Genomic DNA, 17,864 nt, shown 5'->3' with positions numbered 1-17,864 from the left:
GATCACCTACCGAACCATCATGGAGATGTTGCCCGCTGCAATAATGATGGTAATCGCCAGAAAAAACATCAGTCCCACCGTTGCCAACGCGGCGAATACGAACAACAGACTTTTGCCGATCGTTCCCAGTGCGCTAATGATCGGGCTATTTCCTAAAGGCTGCAATACCGCGGATGACAGATTGTAGATCAGTGCCAGCACCAAAATCTTCAGGGCTGGGAACGCACACAGCATGATCAGGATCACCACACCTGCCAATCCGACTGCGTTCTTGACCAGCAGCGAAGCATTGAGCACGGTATCTGCTGCATCGGAGAACACCCTGCCGACGATGGGAATGAAATTTCCGGTGATGTATTTGGCTGTTCGCAAGGTAACGCCGTCGGTTACAGCTGAGGTCGCTCCCTGGATCGAGATCACCGCCAAAAAGATCGTGAGAAACGACCCGAGTACCCCCATCGCGATGTTGCGCAGCAGCGTTGCAAGCTGTGTCACTTTATACCGCTCGGAAAAGAGACTGACGATCGACAGCATCGCAGAAAGGAAGAGCAAGGGAAACACGACGTAGGAAATCATCATGCCGCTGATGTTGATCATGAAGATGATGAGCGGATGAAACATCGTCGCCGTCGCCAGATTTCCCACCGACGCCAAGAGCGCGATTACCAGTGGAATCATCGCGAGCATGAAGTCGGACATGTCGGTAATTGCATCCTTGGCGTAAGAAATGGCGACGTGAAAGCTGTTGATGGCAAGTACCATCAAAACGAGGTACGCAATCGAGTAAGCTACTGTGGAAACAGCGTTTCGCTCAAAAGCATTTTGCATGGTCTCCAGGATCATCGCGAACACGGTAATGATAATTATGGAGCTGAGCAGCTTGCCGTTCATCAAAATTTCGTGAAAGACAAATTTGCCCATTCCTTTAAGAACTCCTGAGATACTCAGCTCGCCCTGCTGCATGAGCAGTTGAATAAAGCCCGGTGATTGAAGGTCAGGCAGGTAGCCTTTGTACTCGCGCTGCAGCTGCTGCCAATACTGCTCTACCCGCTCCAGCTGCAAATGGTCGACCTGCTCTTGAACCATTTGATTAATCGGTCCGGAGGTGGTTGTCCCCTCGGCAGACGCACCTTCAAACGGTACAAACAGGAATAGCAGGAAGAGTACGATTATTTTGCCTGTACGCACCACGGACTTCATCCCTCCCCTCATGCAGGCAGCAAGTCGATGACTGTTTCGATAATGATCTGGATAATCGGTACCGCCATGACCAGGATGAGAACCTTGCCAGCCAGCTCAATCTTGGAAGCGATTGCCCCTTGTCCCGCATCTCTCGTCATCTGTGCACCGAATTCAGCAATGTACGCAATTCCAATAATTTTGAGGATCGTTTCCAGAAATACAAGGTTCAGATCAGCCTGGACGGCCAATCGTTCGAGGATCCGGATTACTTCGGCGATTTTTCCGACGAGAAAGAAAAAGATGATGACGCCACTCGCGATCGCCAGCAAAAAGGCGAACATCGGCTTCTGTTCCTTGATGACCAGCGCGAGAATGGTAGCCACCAGCCCAAGTCCGACGATTTGTACGATTTCCATCTGCCCTTGCCTCCTCAGTTAAAAAGGAAGACACGTTTCACCTCGGTAAACAGATCGCCAATGTAGTGGGATACCATGTACAGGACGATGACAAACCCGACCAGCGTAGCCCAATGCGCGATTTCTTCCTTCCCTGCCTGCTTGAGTATGGCATGCAGGATCGCTGTGATAAACCCTACTGCACCGATCTGGAAAACAGGTGTCAAATCAAAACCCACTGTGAACACCTCGCCTTTAGAACATCAGGATGACGACCAGCAGTCCACCCAAAAACCCGAGACTCTTGTACATCTTTTCGTATTTCGCTTGCTCGACCCGCGCTTCTTCCTCCAAGCCCCGTAAATGGGTGACAGCGAGACGCAGATGTTTTTGCTGGTCTTCCCGGTCGGAGGAACCGAGTACTTGCGAAAGGCTTGCCAGCACATCGCCTTCTTGCTTGCGCAGCGCTGTCTGCGACCAATGACGGCTCATCGCTTGCCGTAGAGAATCTTCAGCGGAGTGTGCCTTTTCTGTCACTAAGAGCTCTGCAGCGAAGACAAACATTTTGCCGACTTCCTCGTTTACGCGATTGCCTACCTTTACAAACGCGCGGTGGAGAGGGGTCAAGCCGTAGACGATTTCCGTCTCCAGCATTTGCAGGGCGACGAGCAGGGCGCGAAGCTGGATCGGGCGGTACGCGTAATAACGTCCAATTTGCCAACCGACCATGGAAGCGGAAAACAGGATCAGCACTGCTCCAATCAGCTTGACCATGCCACCTTCTCCTTTTCCACTAGTTTTAATTGCTGGTCGTAAATAGCTTGGATCGTTCCGACTCCTTGCGCGCGACTCAGCACGATGTAGCGAGAGAAGGCGCCATACTGAATCAGCTTGCCAAGCATCGGTCTTTGTGACACCTCAGAAACATCAGCCCCATGTGCCGAGCAAATGACGGCGACACCCGCGTGAATCGCTTCCCAGACAGCCTCTCCGTCTTCCGGTCTGCCTACTTCGTCTACGATCAGAACATCCGGGGACATCGAGCGAATGAGCATCATCATGCCGGCAGCTTTGGGACAAGCATCAAGCACATCGGTACGTGGGCCTACATCTCGCTGGGGCACTCCTTGGAGGCAGCCTGCCAGCTCCGAACGCTCGTCCACGATCCCTACCTTGCGACTCGACGCCCATTCACTCCCGTAGCTGATGGAGCGGGCCATGTCACGCAGCAGCGTCGTTTTCCCGCATTGCGGCGGGGAGATGAGTAACGTATTTTGCAGTTTCCCCCCGTCGAACAAGTACGGCATGACCTTCGTCGCTGCTCCTTTTTTCTCGCGGGCGATCCGGATGTTGAAGCTCGTTACATCCCGAATCCCCTTTACTTCACCTCTGTCCAGCACCACCTTGCCCGCAATACCGATCCGGTGACCACCAACGACAGTGATGTACCCGCGCTTCAGCTCTTCCTCCAGCGCGTACAGGGAATGCTGGCTTACCTGATTTAGCAGTTTCACTGCGTTTTCCTCGGTAAACAGCCACCCTTGCTTGGCAATCGCTGTAAGCTGGCCGCTAGGTGTCACATAGCTGGATTGTTGGCCGTAACGGATTTCTAGTGGCTGATTTTGCCGAAGCCGTATTTCCTCCAGATGCTCTCTGACCGCGGAGGGGAGGGCGGTCAAAATGCTTCGTACGGAAGCGGGCAAGATCGCCAGTATCTCTCTCACAGCAGTAACCCTCCTTTTGTGGCCAGATATTCATCCAGCCTTTGTCCACATTGACTTACCTCCATCCTATGCATGGCTGGACGAGATTTATGCTAACAAAACTCTACGAGTCCTCCTCAACTTGCATCCTGTACTCTCGCAGAATTCTACTTTTCCTCCACTCAAAAACTCGACGGAGGAAGCCTTCTGTGATCCCATTTGCCCCCGTGCAGGTTCAACTTGCGTCACGCTGCCCTGCTGCTGGATCAGAATCTTTTCCCATCTTATCTGCACAAAAAAATCGCCCTGCACGATACGCACAGGACGGGCTGCACAAGCCTCGTTTTTAGAAGCTTTTAGGTGGGATTGATAGCTTCGATATCCGATCCCGTATGATACGGCTCGATGACGAAATGATAGTAACCGTCTTCATCTATACCCTCATGCAAGAAAATCATCTCCTGACAAGACGGGCAAGCAAATTCATACGTGGTTTCCAAATGATCTTCGTCGTCAACGGATTCGTACACGCGGGCATCCTCATCATCATCCAGATCGTAGTAGGTAACGTATTCGTCATCCTCGTCCTCGCAATCGGTGACAGTCTCATAGAGCTCCTCCTCGTTGTCAAACAGGATCAGCTCTACATCCTCCAAATCTTCATCGATCGCTTCCATGTAATCCTCTGTTTCCTCGATCCTCATATGCAGCTCGCGAAATTCATTTTGCATCTCATCCAGAATACCCACGATTTCTACCAGCAGCTTGCCTTCTGCACTCTTTTCACTCACATCCAGTCCATCTGCCAGACCGCGCAAGTATGAAATTCGCTCTGTCAACGTTTCGAGCATGATCATTCCCCTCCTCTTGTCCATTCCTTCCTCTATCATTCCCAGAGGAGTAGATGGTTACCAGTGGAAGGAATTGGGGATTTATTTGCGCACCCCTATCAAAATGCACGAAATGCCGACCAAGATCCAAGCCAGCTTGGAAAAGCTGATACGATCCGACATCCCCAGAAGACCGATAGTGGTCGTCGTAATCAAGATAATGGGTCCCACAATCGCCAGCCCGGAATTTATTAAAAGAGCTTTTTCCACTTCGTTTACTTTCAGGATCAACAGAGCAGCCAGGATTTCCAAGCTCCCAGACAGTATGCGCAGCGCTGCCATGCCGATAATCGCTTTTTCCCACATTTCGCTCGTCCTCCCTTTCTTCCACTCTATGCTTGTACCTAGTTCGCTCAGCACTCCTCTGGGCAATCGCCTAGAGACGCAAGCCTTCACTCCTGCTCAGCAAGAGGCATACACTGAACCATACGCCTAGAAGAAATGAGGAAACAGCCTATGCTAGACTGCGACCACCCTTTTTTGCCCGTTCATTGGGCAAATCCCTCCGGTTCCAGGCGAGAAAAGCCACGGGCAGAGGGATTGACGATGGTCATTGACAAGGGCGTCGGACTTACCGCCTATCGAGATCTGCTGGAAATGGCCTCTCCTTATATGGATATATACAAGTTAGGCTTTGGCACAGCGGCTCTGTATCCTGATGAGCTGCTGAGGCAAAAAGTGCATCTAGCAGTCCAGTACGGGCTGCACATTATGCCAGGCGGCACTTTCTTTGAGATCGCCCTGAGACAATCCCCCGTCTCCGCTTACATGAAGGCGATCAAATCGGCTGGCTTTAACGCTGTGGAGATTTCAGACGGTACCTTTCCGCTGAGCGCAGAAAAGCGTAGAGCTGCTATCACGGCAGGATGTGAAGCTGGACTGTTCGTTTATTCCGAGGTAGGGAAAAAGGCTTCGGATTATCGAGCGGAGCGTGAAGAGCTTTTAAAGACGCTGCAGGCAGACCTAGAAGCTGGGGCCAGTCATGTGATCGTGGAAGCGAGAGAAAGCGGCACGGTAGGCATCTTTGACAAAAACGGCAGTGCAGATGACACCTTTATACGAGATGTCGTCAGAGCTGCAGGTGAACGGGCGAGCCGTCTCATCTGGGAGGCTCCCCAAAAAGAACAGCAGGTGCTGTTGATCTGTACACTCGGCACAAAGGTAAATTTAGGGAATATCCACTATCAGGATGTCTTGTCAGTGGAGACACTTCGTCGAGGCTTACGGGGAGACACTGCTGCCATCATGGAGGCAGGGAGGCCTGCCGCGTGCGAATAGAAGTTGTTCCATCCGTAGAGGAAATACGGTTCGACCAGATTAGCAACCATGTGGTCATCGTGATCGACGTTCTGCGCGCCTCCAGTACCATTGTAACGGCTCTTGGCAACGGCTGTGTTTCCGTCATTCCCGTAGAGACAATCGGTCAGGCCAACGCTTTGCGCACAGCGGGCTGCCTGCTGGCTGGCGAGCGTCACTGCCGCAAAATCCCGGATTTTGATTGCAACAACTCGCCCACTGAAATCGCTGCTCGAACATTAACTGACAAACAGCTGATCCTGACCACTACAAACGGAACACGTGCCATCCAAAAGGCAGAACGAGCCGCTGCCCTTCTGATTGGCTGCTTCCTCAATGCTACTGCCTGTATGTCTCACGCTCTGAGCTTTCATCTGGACGTCACACTGTACTGTGCAGGTACGCGCTCCGAGTTCGCCCTCGAGGATGGATTGGCAGCGGGACTCATGATCGCGCAGGCACAAAAAATGGCACCTCATTTTCAAGTCTGCGATCTCGGAGAGGCTCTCAAGGCAAGCTACTTGTATTTTGCGGACAGAATCAGTGAGCTTTTGCCGCAAACCACTACGGGAAAACGCCTGATGCAGCATCATTTTGCGGACGATGTATCCTACTGTGCAAAAGTGGATCAGTACCGACTCGTTCCCTACATCAAGGAGAAACGCATACTCCCACACCTTGTCTCATAAAGTGAAAGGAGAACAGGAACAGGGGTTTTGATGCCAATGATGTCTGGAGAAGTGATGCTCGTCATCCTAATCGTGATAGGGTTAATAGGCCGTTCACCGATCATCGCTACTGCCGCGAGCATCCTTTTGGTTCTGAAGCTCACGGCGCTGGAACGTTTTTTTCCTTCCGTAGAAAGACGCGGGCTGGAGCTGGGGTTGCTTTTCCTGACGATCTCCGTCCTCGTTCCCTTTGCCAGTGAAAAAATATCGTGGAAAGATGTGCTCCCCTTATTCACTACCGTCGTCGGCTTGACTGCACTGGCGGGCGGAGCACTTGCCACCTGGATGAACGGCAAAGGACTCGATCTGCTTCGGACCGAGCCCCATATGATCGTCGGCTTGGTCATTGGCTCGATTATTGGTATCGTCTTTCTGCGGGGCATTCCGGTCGGCCCTCTCATGGCTGCGGGCATAACGGCTTTCGTGCTGAAGCTGTGGGAATGGCTCGGGGGACGATAATACAAAAAGGCAGTACCCTTCGAGTGGGTACTGCCTTTCTTTCGTCTTTCCCTTTTTATGCGCGAGAAACGTATGCTTCGGTACGCGTATCGATGATCAGACGCTCGCCTTCTTCTACGAAGAGAGGTACGTTGACAACGAATCCTGTTTCCAGGGTAGCTTTTTTCGTTACGTTGGAAGCAGTGTCGCCTTTTACGCCTGGCTCACACTCGGTAACCACGAGTTCAACAGTGTTTGGCAGCTGAATTCCGATGGTTTCACCGTTGTACTGCATGATTTGCACGTTCATGTTTTCTTTGAGGAAACGAAGTTCGCGCTCGATTTGGCTGCGAGTGAACGTCATTTGCTCATACGTTTCCGTATTCATGAAAGTGTAGTCATCGCCGCTTGCATACAGATATTGCATTGTGCTGGATTCAATCCGCGCAGGGTTTACTTTTTCTCCGCCGCGGAAGGTCATTTCAGTGGTATTACCACTACGCAGGTTGCGCAGTTTGGAGCGAACAAATGCCGCACCTTTACCCGGTTTCACGTGTTGAAACTCAAGAACCGTAAAGATATTGCCGTCCACTTCGATCGTCAAACCTGTCCGAAAATCGTTCACAGAGATCATAGTAGTCCTCCCAAATCAATCGATAACAGAATAAGTATAAATTACACCGGCAAAATGATCAACTCTTTCGTAGACTTGTTCAGAACCTCGTGTCCGTCAGCTGTGATCAGCACATCATCCTCGATCCGAACGCCGCCTAAGCCACTAACGTAAATTCCTGGCTCCATCGTTACCAGCATGCCTGGCTCCAATACAAATGTGCTGACAGTGGAGAGGCTTGGCAGCTCATGCACCTCAATACCCAAACCATGTCCTGCACTGTGGCCGTAGCAGTCACCATAACCCGCTGCCGCGATAATGTCGCGAGTAGCAGCGTCCGCTTCTTTCCCTGTCACACCCGGCTTCAACGCCTCCACACCGGCGAGCTGGGCACGCAGAACGATGTCGTAGATTTCTTTCATTTTGGCACTTGGTTCACCTACGGACAAGGTACGGGTAATATCGGAATTGTAGCCTTTATAAGCCGCGCCAAAGTCAAGGGTAACCATTTCACCGGCTTGAATGATTTTTTCACTTGCACGACCATGTGGCAGCGCGCCGCGAGGACCAGAAGCCACGATCATGTCGAATGCAGAACCGGATGCCCCTTGCTTCCGCATGAAAAATTCCAGTTCCAGCGCTACGTCTTCCTCGCGCACTCCCGGTCGGATATAGCTTTGAATATGCGCAAAACCTGCTTCGGCAATACGCACCGCTTCTCGAATGATGACCATTTCGGACTCATCCTTGAACATGCGGATCTTTTCCAACAGGCCGTTTGTCGCTACCAGCTCCACGCCATCAAAAGCTTTGCTCCACTCTTGATGAGTATGGAAAGAAACAGAGCTTTCAAATGCCAAACGCTTTACTCCTTTTTCTTTCAGAAGCTTTGCGATCGCTTCTACTGCTTTGCGTTCGTTGTTCACAACCGTGAAGTGAGGAGCTTGTTCCCCAGCCTGCTCCACATAGCGGAAATCCGTTACGAGAAACGCTTCCTTTTCGGTTACGACGACCCACCCCGTAGAACCGGTGAATCCACTAAAATAAAATCGGTTTTCCGCTTTTTCTGTGATCAGAGCATCTGCCCCCACATTTGCCAAAGCCTCGCGCAATTTGTCCAGACGTTGTTGCATGACAACCTCCCCTTTCTATGAACAACCCATTGGTCTATTTTTTCTCGATTTTACGAACCAAGGCACGCAATGCCCACTCGTATCCGTCTGTTCCCAAGCCGACTACCTGCCCAACGACAACAGGGGCGATCACGGATTGATGGCGGAATTCTTCTCTCGCATGAACATTGGAGATATGTACTTCAATGGTTGGCAGAGCCACACTCGCAAAAGCATCGCGAATCGCGTAGCTGTAGTGTGTAAATGCACCTGGATTGATTAGGATCCCATCATGCACGCCTTTTGCGCGATGAATGGCGTCGATCAGCACGCCTTCGTGATTGGACTGAATGTGCTCCAGTTCGCCACCCAGCTCTTGCATCACCTTGCGCAGGTTTGTGACCACGTCCTCTAGCGTTTCACTGCCGTATACTCCCGGTTCCCGCAACCCCAATAAATTGAGATTCGGCCCATTCAGCACCAGAACGGAAGCCATCGTTCATCCCTCCCAGGTAGAATTTCTCACAAAAAGTTTTTTTACTAATGAAACATTTTACCACAAGCCTTGCAGAGTTCAACTGTCGATCCGCTGTTTTAAGAAAGATGGCAAGATTCGCACGCTAACGGACAGAAATGGGCGTTTCCACCCATCAGTAGGAAAGCTGCTATTCCTCATCGGATGCCTCAAGGGTCAAGGTCATCCCGATAAACAACCCGTAAGACAAATACCAAGCAGCTTCTGTACTTAACGTGGACATCTCCCAATTCCCGATCCGAAAGAAAAATCCTGCTACCAAGAGCATAACAGCCCCCAGTACCAATCCGCTCCACCACACTCTCAGCTTGCCAAACAGCGTGGAAAAAATAGCGGAGACGATCAGCGACTCTACAAACAGAAAGATAACTCCCAGACCGAGAGCAGCAAGGGACTTCTCATCGATTCCAGCGAGGATCGGACGCGCGAACGATCCTAAACCATAGGGGGTCAGATTTAAAAAATGGGCAGTCAAACGGATGATTCCCCAGAAGATTGTCCCCCAGAGGGCGACCTCCAATATTTTCTTCGATGCGCTCTGTTCCGTTCGCTGCTCTTGTCGATGTTGTTCACTCTGTCTTCCCCGCAAACCTCTAAAACTTCTCCGAGTTTTCGTTGCATCCACTCTCCATCACCTCGCCACTAGTATGTGCGTTGCTGCTGTTTTTCACTAATTGTTGACATTTGCTTGTTAGGCCATGAACTGTATGTAGCTTCAAGACTCTATTTCCGTTAATATAGGGAATAAGGATGGTGATTCAAGTTGGCGCAGCAAATCGTACCCAGCTACGGTGGTCAGGCCGTCATTGAAGGTGTCATGTTCGGTGGCAAATCCATGACCGTCACAGCTATTCGGAAAAAAAATCAAGAAATTGAGTATTTTGAAGCACCACGTACGGAATATAAATGGATTACTCCCTTGAAAAAGATTCCGTTCTTGCGTGGGGTTGTTGGATTGATCGAATCCGCTGCAAACGGGGCCAGACATCTGAACTTTGCCTCTGAACGCTACAACTCAGAGTCCGGCGAAGAAGTGACAGAGAGTCCTTCCCGCTTGACGATGATTCTCGGCGTAACCCTCGTAGGTGTCCTGTCTTTCTTGTTTGGGAAATTTGTCTTTACGCTCGTCCCTGTATTCCTAGCCGAGTTCCTTCTGGGAAAATGGGTCCCGGATGGTGTCCCGCAGACCCTTGCAGAGGGCGGCTTCAAAATTATTCTGCTTCTCGGCTACATCACCGCGATTGCGAAAGCACCGATCATCAAAAGGCTGTTCCAATATCATGGGGCAGAACACAAGGTGATTAACGCATTCGAGTCCGGGGTAGAATTAACAGTAGCCAATGTACAAAAATTTTCCACCTTGCATTATCGTTGCGGTAGCAGTTTTCTCATATTCACGGTGTTCGTTGGCGTAGTGATTTACTCCCTGTTCCCTTATGACTCCCTGACGGAACGAGTCATACAGCGCATCGTTCTCCTGCCAGTCGTAATGGGCGTCTCTTATGAGGTGCTGCAATGGACAAACAAGCTCCGCGATACACCTGTCCTGCGTTTTTTGGGATACCCGGGATTGTGGCTGCAAAGAGTAACAACCCGTGAACCGGAAGACCATCAGGTGGAAGTGGCCATCGCCTCCTTCCTGAAAATGCGTGAGCTTGATCAACAACAGTTCCAAGAGAGAATGGCAGCGAATTGATAACGTGAGGCATTTTTGAATCTCTCAGAGGTGAGGCCCTATGTTACGCCGCATTCCACCAGTGATTTTAATCGTGATGTTGCTGGCCATTTACGGTTTTCTGTTGACGTTCATCGAAGACCCTGTGAATACGTTGATCATTCTGGGGTTGTCTGCCTTGCTCATCATCGTAGTGCGCAACTACTTGCGTACAGGATCGTTTTTCCAGCGTAGCAGCGGGCCTCGCAAACCGAAGCCAACCAAGCCGAAGTCGCCTGGATTGCGACAAGCGACCAAAAAGCAAGCTCCCACCCCCAGGAGAGATCATCCTTTCCGTGTCATTGATGGCAAAAAAGGAAAGGCCAAGCAAAAACAGGACGACCAAAACTCACACAACAACATTTCGCATTAAACGAAAAAGAGACAGACAGCCGGTTGCAGCTGTCTGTCTCTTTTTTTATTCCCCTCTTTTCTTACACCAGATGCTTGGGGGACGTATTCCGAAAAACCTTGACGTACTCCTCGAAGTCCCATTTCCCCAGAAAGCGCTGCGCCGATTCCTCCCCCGACGTGAACAGCTTTTGACGAAGCTCGAGAGGCATTTGAAACTGAGTAGCACGAATCCCAAGGGTGTTGATGAATATGGTGCGGACAGCACTTGCTTTCTCTACGTAGAGTCTGTCGTGCGCGTCCAGCATCGTCGTCAACAGGCCTCGCGTAAACGAAAAGAGCCCGTGTATAGGTGTCGCTTCCGTTTCGATCTTATTGTCGTGCAGACGAAATCCGATCGTCGGCCACTGCGGTTTGCCTGGCACATCAAATAACCAAACCGGATAGTTACTGAGTAAAGCCCCATCGACAATATAATGGTTCTGTCCCTCGCTTTGCAGATGAGCAGGCTGAAAAAAGAAAGGAATGGAGGAGGACATCCGCGCTGCTTTTGCAATCGGGAAATCATTTGGGTCTATATCGTAGCGCGGCAAGTCATCCGGCAAAACCAGCATCTTGCCCGCAGTTACATCTGATGCAACTATTCGCAGCTTTTCCGGCGGCAGATCCCCGAATGTACGTATCCCCTTGCGACGCAGCAAATCCTCTATAAACAGCTCCAAGCGATCTGCTCGAAAGAGGCCTTCGTGAAACACAAGCTCAATGATCGGGCCAATCACGGGAAGACGCCCCAGCCCTTTTCGCTGAAGAAAAAATAGATAATCCATTTCTTCAAAAATCGGCTTCAGCTCCAGGCTGGTATAGCCAGCGCTCAGTAAGGCGGCTACAATCGAGCCAGCCGATGTTCCCGCGACTTTTTCCCAGGTGTATCCATGCTCCTCCATGACCTTCAAGGCTCCGATAAAAGCGATCCCCTTCACCCCTCCACCTTCAAAGACCGCGTCCGCTTTCATCTGCTCGCCCCCTGTGACTGGAATTCTTAGTCTCTTTACCAAATATAGGGGGATAGCCTATCCATTACGACTAGAAAACTCGGAATTGCCGAGCATTTCTATACGAAAGCTTGACTGCGCCAAGAAAGTCTTGCTTTCTCACTTCGTTCGAAGTCTCGCTATGTAGCACGTATACAGGCTCGGAATCTTTTACGTTTTTTCTGCACAAGAAAAGCGTAAGCCACATCGCGGCCTACGCTCTCATTTCCCCACCTATGCTATTCTTCTTTTTGCTCATCTTCCTGACGAATGCGCCGCAGCTCTTCCATCCGGATGGGATCTGCCTGAAAGTATTGAACCAAATATTCCAAGCAAGTGATCGACTCCCAGCTCAAGTGGTGTTCGATCCCTTCCACGTCCTGATAAATATGATCTTCATCGACACCAATCACCCGCATGAATTCTTCCAGCAGGCTATGACGATCAACGAGCCGTTTGCCTATCTTTTTCCCTTTTGTCGTCAAAACAAGACCACGGTACTTTTCGTAGACAAGGTATTTGTCTTTGTCCAGCTTTTGTACCATCTTCGTAACCGAAGAGGGATGTACTTCCAACGCTTCAGCAATATCGGAGACACGAGCATAGCCCTTTTCTTCAATTAAGCTGTAAATGCGTTCCAAATAGTCTTCCATACTCGGCGTCGGCATGTGAACCCCTCATTTCAAACCGTATTTCTGACGTCCTTCAAAAAAAATCGGGTTTTCGCCAAAGAGCGCAAGCCATCATTTTTCATATACTATCGTTTCCGTATAGTACAAAAAAGCACGTAGAAATATAATACCGCGTAATGAAAACGATTTGCAAGGGGAACCTGCCTTAGTGGACCTGTTTTTCCGTTTGCGGGTTCATCGATTGGATGTACTGGACAAGTTGTTTGCCCAGCAATTCAAATCGGGCCTGCAGACGCTCGTCCTTTAGCTTACCTTCCGGTGTGAATGCATTGTAAGCATTGGGGATGCTCGGACTTGCAGGAAGCGGCCATGCATGCAAATTGCGCATGATGAGTTGCAATGTGTTGACTGTATTGGTTGCCCCCATACTTCCCCCTGCAACTCCGATAATGGCGACCTGCTTATCCCGCAAATGGCGACCTTCCAAAAAGTCCAAGCTATTTTTCAGCGCCCCTGTCATCGTACCGTGATACTCGGGTGAACCGATGACCAGCCCGTCTGCTTCCGTAATTTTCTGGATAAAATCATGAACCACCTTTGGATAGGTGGAGGATTCCTCGCGATTGTCATATATAGGCATTGGCCACTCACCCAGATGAATCAGCTCTACTTTTGCACCTGCCGTTTTTGCTGCATCAAGAACGATGCTCACAGCCTTTTTCGTAGTGGAGTCGGCGTTCATGCTCCCGGAAATTCCTACAATTTTCACGAAACGTCACCTCGTCTTCACTTATTTACCTGTTGTCCTTATCCATTATATGCAATTTACCATAAATAGTAAACATTAAAGTTTAATTAGTATCCTCGGTTCTGAACAAGCCTTGCATCCTCATACACTTGTACCAAGCTGGAAATAAGGATGATGCCTATGGACAAAGGCGCTTGGCAAATCGCCGTTCTTTTTGCAGGAGCTGCCCTTGGGGGTACGTATCTGGGTGGATATGAGTGGCTGCGATTCTTTGCTTATTTCGGTTCTTGGGGAACGATCGGGGTGGTGCTCGCCAGTCTTGCCCTCGGATGGTTTGGCTATTCTGTTTTGAGTATTTGTTATCGTGCCCATATCCGTTCCTTGCACGAGCTATTTTTGCACTGGTTCGGGGAAGCGTTTGGTCCTACGCTTTCCGTTCTTACTCATTTGTTTTTATTAGCGTATGCGGGCGTCATTACGGGACAGTTTGCGATGCAGGCACCAGCTGGAGCTTCCCCGCTCCTCTTTGTCCTCGTCCCCTTGCTTGTCGCCATTGTTTGGCTGCAAAAGGGCTGGTCATGGCTGATTACCGGGATGTCTGTCTCCCTCGCTACAGGGTTTCTGCTGTTCGGAGTGATCTTCCTGGAACAACCCCATGTTCCGATCCCCAATCTCGGTTATCAGATGAACCTGAACTGGATCGTTCATGCCCTGCTGTACGTAGGACTGCACTTTTTGCTCTGCCTGGCTGTAGCCATTCCTTTGGTAAAGCATGTCGCGCACCACCAATCCATTCGACTCGGGGTTGGCATCGGCTCCTTGCTGTTCTTTCTCCTTCTGATCACCGGACATGCGATTTTGCTGTCTTACTGGCACGATGTTCATGCTTCTGCATCGCCATTCAAGCTGATCATGCTGCAGCTGATCCCCAAGGGTGACTGGCTGCTCGGCTTGTTTTCCCTCTTTCATGGGGGCGTCCTCATCGCAGCAATCCTGTACGCGCTCGCCGAGCCTATCACAGACCGCCATGATCTTCATCTCCTGCCACTGCTCCTGGTGATGCTGTCCTTTCTTGCCCTTTTTGCCCTGCTCCCCATGGCGTTAAGCTGGAGTGTGTCGCTCGTTGCCTCGGGTACTACCTACTGCGGCCTCAGCCTGTTAATTCGCTTCATCTGGAAACGCCAAGCTCCCAAATAAACGGATCCCCTGGGCAAATAGACTCCAGGGGTCTTCGTCTACCTATACAGGCAGCGTAATATGTACGGTCGTTCCTTTTTCCGGCTCACTCTCGATCGTTAAACTGCCTCCGTGTTCTTCCAAAATGCGATAGCTGACCATGAGGCCAAGTCCTGTTCCATTTTCCTTCGTCGTATAAAACGGCTCTCCCAGACGTGGTATACGGATTGGATCGATCCCTTTCCCTGTGTCACGGATGCTGATACGGATACGTGATGCGGCAAGTCTCGAGCTTTCCACGTAGATATCTCCCCCCTCTGGAAGTGCCTCAATCGCATTCTTGCAGACATTAATGAAGACCTGCTTCAATTGATTTTCATCACAAGAAATAGTCGGCAGGCTCCTCTCGAGATGGTCGTGAAAGATGACGTTGTTCATGTTTGCCTGGCTTTCGAGCAAGGAGATGACATCATAGATGATTTGCGTCGGTTTTTTGTCCTGGAATTTCATCTGCTTAGGCTTGGCCAAAACCAGCAGCTCGCTCACGATAAAATTGATCCGGTCCAGCTCTGCCAGCATAATTTCGCAGTAGCGCGGGTCAGCTAGCGAGGCTTGCAGTAGCTGCACAAACCCTCTCAAGGCCGTTAGCGGATTTCTAATTTCATGCGCAATACCTGCGGCAAGCTGTCCGATCGCAGAGAGCTTGTCAGTTTGTCGGAGCAGCTCTTTCGTGTGCATGACCTCGGAGACATCCCGAGAGACAATCATGACACTGTCGAGCCTTCCCGCTTCATCCAGAATGGGGTTGTACCTGGATTCGATCGAGATCCAGTGTCCTTCCTGATGTCGGATCCGAAACACAATCGTCGTCCCGCTGCACTTTTCCCAATTCCGAGTGAAAACCTTTGCGACCATAGCCAGATCGTCTGGATGAATCAAACCGGCGAGTTCATCCGGCTTCATCGCGACAAGCTCATGGATGGGGTAACCAAGCTGCTTCGTGTGGGAAGCAGATGCGTACAGAACGTTGCCACTTGGCTGATAGACAAAAATCATATCCGACATATTTTCTGTAATCAGGCGATAATTGGCTTTACTCGCTTTGAGCTCCTGCTCGATTCTTTTTCGCTCTGTCAAATCTCGAGAGCATCCGATTATCCGTACGACCTCTCCCCTCTGATTGAAAACGGGGGTCAACGTATAAGAAACCGCGAGCGGCGATCCGTTCTGGTGTACCCACGTTTCACAACCACTGGCGGTACTGCCTTGCAAAACCTGGGTGTACATCGCTTGAATATCTTCACTTCGTTTTTTATGTAGATGCGGCTGTTTTTTTCCGAGCAGCATTTCTTCTGTGTATCCCGTCAGCTCCGCGTAGGCGTGATTGATACGCTCAATTCTGCCCTCTGCATCCATGATCGCGATCGCATCAGTGGGATGCTGCAGCAAGACTTCCAATAGCTCCCGCGTTTGCTCCAGGTCGGCTCCTCCCTGCCTGCCCCGATGAAAGGTGCGCCAGTTCCCATACAGCAGCCAGATGATTCCCCCGCCTAGAATTACAGGAATGACACTGAGATGCGGTGTGTTGATCAGCTGTTTATTCGACGCGAGCAAATAAAGAGTGAACGGGAACCACCCCGCGAGGAATAGAACAAGAATGAATAAAGGATGATACCCAATGCGATTCATTACGACCTCCACGATCTTTGGTGTGCGAACTTCGGCTTTATGTGAGGATGGATAGCTAGGAAGTATGTCGTATAATCCGTGACGCTCATTCACAAAAATCAGATAATGGAGAACTTTTTTAGGACTCTTAAAAATTATACGACTTTTCTAAGTTCGTGACCATTCCTTGTCACTCGACATTGTTCGACACACACGCTCTCTCGTTCGAGCCAATAAAAATAGCGCCCTTTTCAAGGACGCTTTTTCACTCTCTTTGCTATTGCGTTGATTCTGATTCCGTTGATTTCCCGCTTTGACTGCCGTCAGCGTTTTCCCTGTAGGCAGGTGATGCAAAGTCAGTTATTTGGGTCACCGCGGAAAACACAACATGAACAGCCTCTGCGAGACGCTCACGGTCGATCTTTTCTACTGTGTCCTCTGGTTGATCCCGCCATGTATCTGCGGGTGCTCTCGTGAGAAGGGCTGCCGGTATGCCTGCATCTGTGAGAGCCAGATGATCACCTGTTTTCTCCCCCCGATCATTCCAAACCGTAGAGAATACGGCACCGCTGCTCTCTGCCAGGGAGACAGGCAAATTTTTCGTTCCTTGCTCATCGGTTACCGTGAGATTTCCCGCCTCCCTGCTCCCGACAGCATCCAGACAAAAAGCGGCGATGGTTTTCCGTCTATCGGCATCCGAGAGGGATTCTACATATGCAGCTGGTCCTCTCTCCCCTGTCGAGGTCGAGCCAAAGCTCACCAGGCGCACCTCCGTATCGATCGGTCGCTCCGCTAGCATCCTCGCTACCTCCAGTAAGGCTGCAACACCGGAAGCCCCGTTGTTCGCACCTGGCGATTTCGCTGCACTGTCATGATGAGCGGTCACAAGCACGGTTTGTCCTGTTCCCGCCTGGCTCGGCTTTCGAGATGCCACGAGATTGTACGAGGTTTGCCTGGTCGTTAATCCACCGTCTACCTTTACGATTCCTTTGAGCGTTCCCTTTTTTAGCGCCTCCTGCAATCTGCCCCCCTGCTCTTTTGATAGGGAAACCACGGGAACAGACATATCAAGCGGTTCTCCAAGAGTTGCCTTCCGATTGTCATCCCGATCGTTCCAGATGATGACTGCCACAGCACCGGCAGCAGCTGCCTGTCGCACTTTTTCCCCGAATGGCGTCTGCCCTCTTTTTACCAACGCAATTTTTCCTCTTGCTTTCCCATCCTGAAAGTCAGCAGCCGTTCCAAAGCCGCTGTCTACCAGCTCTCCTGTTCCTGTCCCGTTCGGACCGTATGTAAAGCTGCGCACATCCCACGCAGAGCCCTTCCATCCCTCCACAGAGAGGGTTAGACTGGATGGCTGGCGATAGGTGTAGTAGTAAAAAGGCTGCAAGTCGGTTTCATAGCCGTATGCACGAAGCTGATTCTCTACATAAACAGCTGCTGCAAACTCGGACTCCGTAGCAGGTGGCCGCGGTGTACGCGACAATTTTTCCACATGCTCGTATAGCGTATCTGCATCGATCCATTCAGGTACCGATTGGGCATTTGCCTCTGTGAAGAAGGGCAACGGCAGCAGTAGCAGCCCACTGGCTAGCAAGGCAGTCAGCGAGTAATTTCGTAACGGTCGCACGGCAGTTCCCTCCTTACGTCCT

At 50.7% G+C, this 17,864-nt stretch carries 22 protein-coding genes; 6 read left to right on the top strand and 16 right to left on the bottom strand.

The features are described from left to right. Positions 1 to 6: 6 nt before the first annotated feature. The 7 genes from spoIIIAE to ACLIN2_RS12490 form a co-directional block, all read right to left on the bottom strand. Positions 7 to 1,191, bottom strand: a complete 1,185-nt coding sequence (gene spoIIIAE, locus ACLIN2_RS12520) for a stage III sporulation protein AE (protein WP_092268215.1) — start codon at positions 1,189 to 1,191, stop codon at positions 7 to 9. Positions 1,192 to 1,208: 17 nt separating this feature from the next. Continuing rightward, positions 1,209 to 1,598 (bottom strand): stage III sporulation protein AD, encoded by a 390-nt coding sequence (gene spoIIIAD, locus ACLIN2_RS12515; RefSeq protein ID WP_092268124.1) that lies wholly within the window; start codon positions 1,596 to 1,598, stop codon positions 1,209 to 1,211. 14 nt (positions 1,599 to 1,612) lie between these two features. Continuing rightward, positions 1,613 to 1,816 (bottom strand): stage III sporulation protein AC, encoded by a 204-nt coding sequence (gene spoIIIAC, locus ACLIN2_RS12510; RefSeq protein WP_055743465.1) that lies wholly within the window; start codon positions 1,814 to 1,816, stop codon positions 1,613 to 1,615. Between the two features lie 16 nt (positions 1,817 to 1,832). Continuing rightward, positions 1,833 to 2,351 carry a stage III sporulation protein SpoIIIAB gene (gene spoIIIAB / locus ACLIN2_RS12505; protein WP_092268123.1) on the bottom strand — a complete coding sequence of 173 codons (519 nt, stop codon included), beginning with the start codon at positions 2,349 to 2,351 and terminating at the stop codon, positions 1,833 to 1,835. Next, positions 2,339 to 3,301, bottom strand: coding sequence for a stage III sporulation protein AA (gene spoIIIAA / locus ACLIN2_RS12500; protein WP_411504186.1), 963 nt, complete (start codon positions 3,299 to 3,301; stop codon positions 2,339 to 2,341). The genes spoIIIAB and spoIIIAA overlap by 13 nt, the downstream gene beginning before the upstream one ends. Positions 3,302 to 3,636: 335 nt before the next feature. Beyond that, the gene (locus ACLIN2_RS12495) at positions 3,637 to 4,131 is read right to left on the bottom strand and encodes a CD1247 N-terminal domain-containing protein (RefSeq protein WP_411504185.1); all 495 of its coding nucleotides are present in this window, start codon (positions 4,129 to 4,131) and stop codon (positions 3,637 to 3,639) included. An 81-nt stretch (positions 4,132 to 4,212) separates the two neighbouring features. Next, positions 4,213 to 4,476: a DUF2619 domain-containing protein gene (locus ACLIN2_RS12490; RefSeq protein WP_092268120.1), complete on the bottom strand. Its 264-nt coding sequence runs from the start codon at positions 4,474 to 4,476 to the stop codon at positions 4,213 to 4,215. Between the two features lie 150 nt (positions 4,477 to 4,626). Here ACLIN2_RS12490 and ACLIN2_RS12485 point away from each other — a divergent pair, with 150 nt between their 5' ends. From ACLIN2_RS12485 to ACLIN2_RS12475, 3 genes are read left to right on the top strand one after another with little or no spacing between them, the layout of a single operon-like run. After that, positions 4,627 to 5,448, top strand: a complete 822-nt coding sequence (locus tag ACLIN2_RS12485) for a phosphosulfolactate synthase (RefSeq protein WP_092268119.1) — start codon at positions 4,627 to 4,629, stop codon at positions 5,446 to 5,448. Beyond that, positions 5,439 to 6,155: a 2-phosphosulfolactate phosphatase gene (locus tag ACLIN2_RS12480; RefSeq protein ID WP_092268118.1), complete on the top strand. Its 717-nt coding sequence runs from the start codon at positions 5,439 to 5,441 to the stop codon at positions 6,153 to 6,155. The genes ACLIN2_RS12485 and ACLIN2_RS12480 overlap by 10 nt, the downstream gene beginning before the upstream one ends. A 36-nt stretch (positions 6,156 to 6,191) precedes the next feature. Next, positions 6,192 to 6,653 carry a DUF441 domain-containing protein gene (locus ACLIN2_RS12475; RefSeq protein ID WP_092268117.1) on the top strand — a complete coding sequence of 154 codons (462 nt, stop codon included), beginning with the start codon at positions 6,192 to 6,194 and terminating at the stop codon, positions 6,651 to 6,653. 55 nt (positions 6,654 to 6,708) lie between these two features. Here the strand turns inward: ACLIN2_RS12475 and efp are convergent, their stop codons facing one another. The 4 genes from efp to ACLIN2_RS12455 form a co-directional block, all read right to left on the bottom strand. Next, positions 6,709 to 7,266 (bottom strand): elongation factor P, encoded by a 558-nt coding sequence (gene efp / locus ACLIN2_RS12470; protein ID WP_411504184.1) that lies wholly within the window; start codon positions 7,264 to 7,266, stop codon positions 6,709 to 6,711. 41 nt (positions 7,267 to 7,307) lie between these two features. Next, positions 7,308 to 8,378: a M24 family metallopeptidase gene (locus tag ACLIN2_RS12465; RefSeq protein WP_411504183.1), complete on the bottom strand. Its 1,071-nt coding sequence runs from the start codon at positions 8,376 to 8,378 to the stop codon at positions 7,308 to 7,310. Positions 8,379 to 8,412: 34 nt separating this feature from the next. After that, positions 8,413 to 8,853, bottom strand: a complete 441-nt coding sequence (gene aroQ / locus ACLIN2_RS12460; protein WP_092268114.1) for a type II 3-dehydroquinate dehydratase — start codon at positions 8,851 to 8,853, stop codon at positions 8,413 to 8,415. Between the two features lie 169 nt (positions 8,854 to 9,022). Next, the gene (locus ACLIN2_RS12455) at positions 9,023 to 9,481 is read right to left on the bottom strand and encodes a YqhR family membrane protein (RefSeq protein WP_092268113.1); all 459 of its coding nucleotides are present in this window, start codon (positions 9,479 to 9,481) and stop codon (positions 9,023 to 9,025) included. A 174-nt stretch (positions 9,482 to 9,655) separates the two neighbouring features. Here ACLIN2_RS12455 and ACLIN2_RS12450 point away from each other — a divergent pair, with 174 nt between their 5' ends. Together ACLIN2_RS12450 and ACLIN2_RS12445 are read left to right on the top strand one after the other, a co-directional pair. Continuing rightward, a complete protein-coding gene (locus ACLIN2_RS12450; RefSeq protein ID WP_411504182.1) occupies positions 9,656 to 10,588 on the top strand; it encodes a DUF1385 domain-containing protein in 933 nt (310 codons plus the stop codon). Between the two features lie 40 nt (positions 10,589 to 10,628). Further along, a complete protein-coding gene (locus tag ACLIN2_RS12445; protein WP_122960490.1) occupies positions 10,629 to 10,979 on the top strand; it encodes a hypothetical protein in 351 nt (116 codons plus the stop codon). Between the two features lie 61 nt (positions 10,980 to 11,040). Here ACLIN2_RS12445 and ACLIN2_RS12440 read toward each other — a convergent pair whose 3' ends face one another. The 3 genes from ACLIN2_RS12440 to ACLIN2_RS12430 form a co-directional block, all read right to left on the bottom strand. Beyond that, on the bottom strand, positions 11,041 to 11,970 hold the full coding sequence (locus tag ACLIN2_RS12440; protein WP_092268111.1) for a patatin-like phospholipase family protein: 930 nt from the start codon (positions 11,968 to 11,970) through the stop codon (positions 11,041 to 11,043). A 257-nt stretch (positions 11,971 to 12,227) separates the two neighbouring features. Next, the gene (gene mntR, locus ACLIN2_RS12435; protein WP_092268110.1) at positions 12,228 to 12,656 is read right to left on the bottom strand and encodes a transcriptional regulator MntR; all 429 of its coding nucleotides are present in this window, start codon (positions 12,654 to 12,656) and stop codon (positions 12,228 to 12,230) included. Positions 12,657 to 12,825: 169 nt separating this feature from the next. After that, a complete protein-coding gene (locus tag ACLIN2_RS12430) occupies positions 12,826 to 13,389 on the bottom strand; it encodes an NADPH-dependent FMN reductase (protein WP_411504181.1) in 564 nt (187 codons plus the stop codon). A 159-nt stretch (positions 13,390 to 13,548) separates the two neighbouring features. On the opposite strand from ACLIN2_RS12430, the gene ACLIN2_RS12425 reads away from it, so the two are divergent. Next, positions 13,549 to 14,565, top strand: coding sequence for a hypothetical protein (locus ACLIN2_RS12425; RefSeq protein WP_411504180.1), 1,017 nt, complete (start codon positions 13,549 to 13,551; stop codon positions 14,563 to 14,565). A 42-nt stretch (positions 14,566 to 14,607) separates the two neighbouring features. Here the strand turns inward: ACLIN2_RS12425 and ACLIN2_RS12420 are convergent, their stop codons facing one another. Both ACLIN2_RS12420 and ACLIN2_RS12415 read right to left on the bottom strand, forming a co-directional pair. Further along, positions 14,608 to 16,233 (bottom strand): PAS domain-containing sensor histidine kinase, encoded by a 1,626-nt coding sequence (locus ACLIN2_RS12420; protein ID WP_411504179.1) that lies wholly within the window; start codon positions 16,231 to 16,233, stop codon positions 14,608 to 14,610. 256 nt (positions 16,234 to 16,489) lie between these two features. Continuing rightward, positions 16,490 to 17,842 carry a M28 family peptidase gene (locus ACLIN2_RS12415; RefSeq protein WP_411504178.1) on the bottom strand — a complete coding sequence of 451 codons (1,353 nt, stop codon included), beginning with the start codon at positions 17,840 to 17,842 and terminating at the stop codon, positions 16,490 to 16,492. Positions 17,843 to 17,864 lie beyond the last annotated feature (22 nt).

Source organism: Brevibacillus centrosporus (genome assembly GCF_046622605.1).
GTDB lineage: Bacteria > Bacillota > Bacilli > Brevibacillales > Brevibacillaceae > Brevibacillus > Brevibacillus centrosporus.
Note: the sequence above shows the minus strand (reverse complement) of the source record. Positions and strands in the feature narration are given on the sequence as shown.

Coding starts and splice junctions, on each gene's coding strand:
- spoIIIAD (WP_092268124.1), bottom strand. CDS start 1,598: ATGGAAATCGTACAAATCGTCGGACTTGGGCTGGTGGCTACCATTCTC.
- ACLIN2_RS12485 (WP_092268119.1), top strand. CDS start 4,627: ATGCTAGACTGCGACCACCCTTTTTTGCCCGTTCATTGGGCAAATCCC.
- ACLIN2_RS12420 (WP_411504179.1), bottom strand. CDS start 16,233: ATGAATCGCATTGGGTATCATCCTTTATTCATTCTTGTTCTATTCCTC.
- mntR (WP_092268110.1), bottom strand. CDS start 12,656: ATGCCGACGCCGAGTATGGAAGACTATTTGGAACGCATTTACAGCTTA.
- ACLIN2_RS12490 (WP_092268120.1), bottom strand. CDS start 4,476: ATGTGGGAAAAAGCGATTATCGGCATGGCAGCGCTGCGCATACTGTCT.
- ACLIN2_RS12465 (WP_411504183.1), bottom strand. CDS start 8,378: ATGCAACAACGTCTGGACAAATTGCGCGAGGCTTTGGCAAATGTGGGG.
- ACLIN2_RS12475 (WP_092268117.1), top strand. CDS start 6,192: ATGATGTCTGGAGAAGTGATGCTCGTCATCCTAATCGTGATAGGGTTA.
- ACLIN2_RS12425 (WP_411504180.1), top strand. CDS start 13,549: ATGGACAAAGGCGCTTGGCAAATCGCCGTTCTTTTTGCAGGAGCTGCC.
- aroQ (WP_092268114.1), bottom strand. CDS start 8,853: ATGGCTTCCGTTCTGGTGCTGAATGGGCCGAATCTCAATTTATTGGGG.
- spoIIIAB (WP_092268123.1), bottom strand. CDS start 2,351: ATGGTCAAGCTGATTGGAGCAGTGCTGATCCTGTTTTCCGCTTCCATG.
- ACLIN2_RS12440 (WP_092268111.1), bottom strand. CDS start 11,970: ATGAAAGCGGACGCGGTCTTTGAAGGTGGAGGGGTGAAGGGGATCGCT.
- ACLIN2_RS12495 (WP_411504185.1), bottom strand. CDS start 4,131: ATGCTCGAAACGTTGACAGAGCGAATTTCATACTTGCGCGGTCTGGCA.
- ACLIN2_RS12445 (WP_122960490.1), top strand. CDS start 10,629: ATGTTACGCCGCATTCCACCAGTGATTTTAATCGTGATGTTGCTGGCC.
- efp (WP_411504184.1), bottom strand. CDS start 7,266: ATGATCTCTGTGAACGATTTTCGGACAGGTTTGACGATCGAAGTGGAC.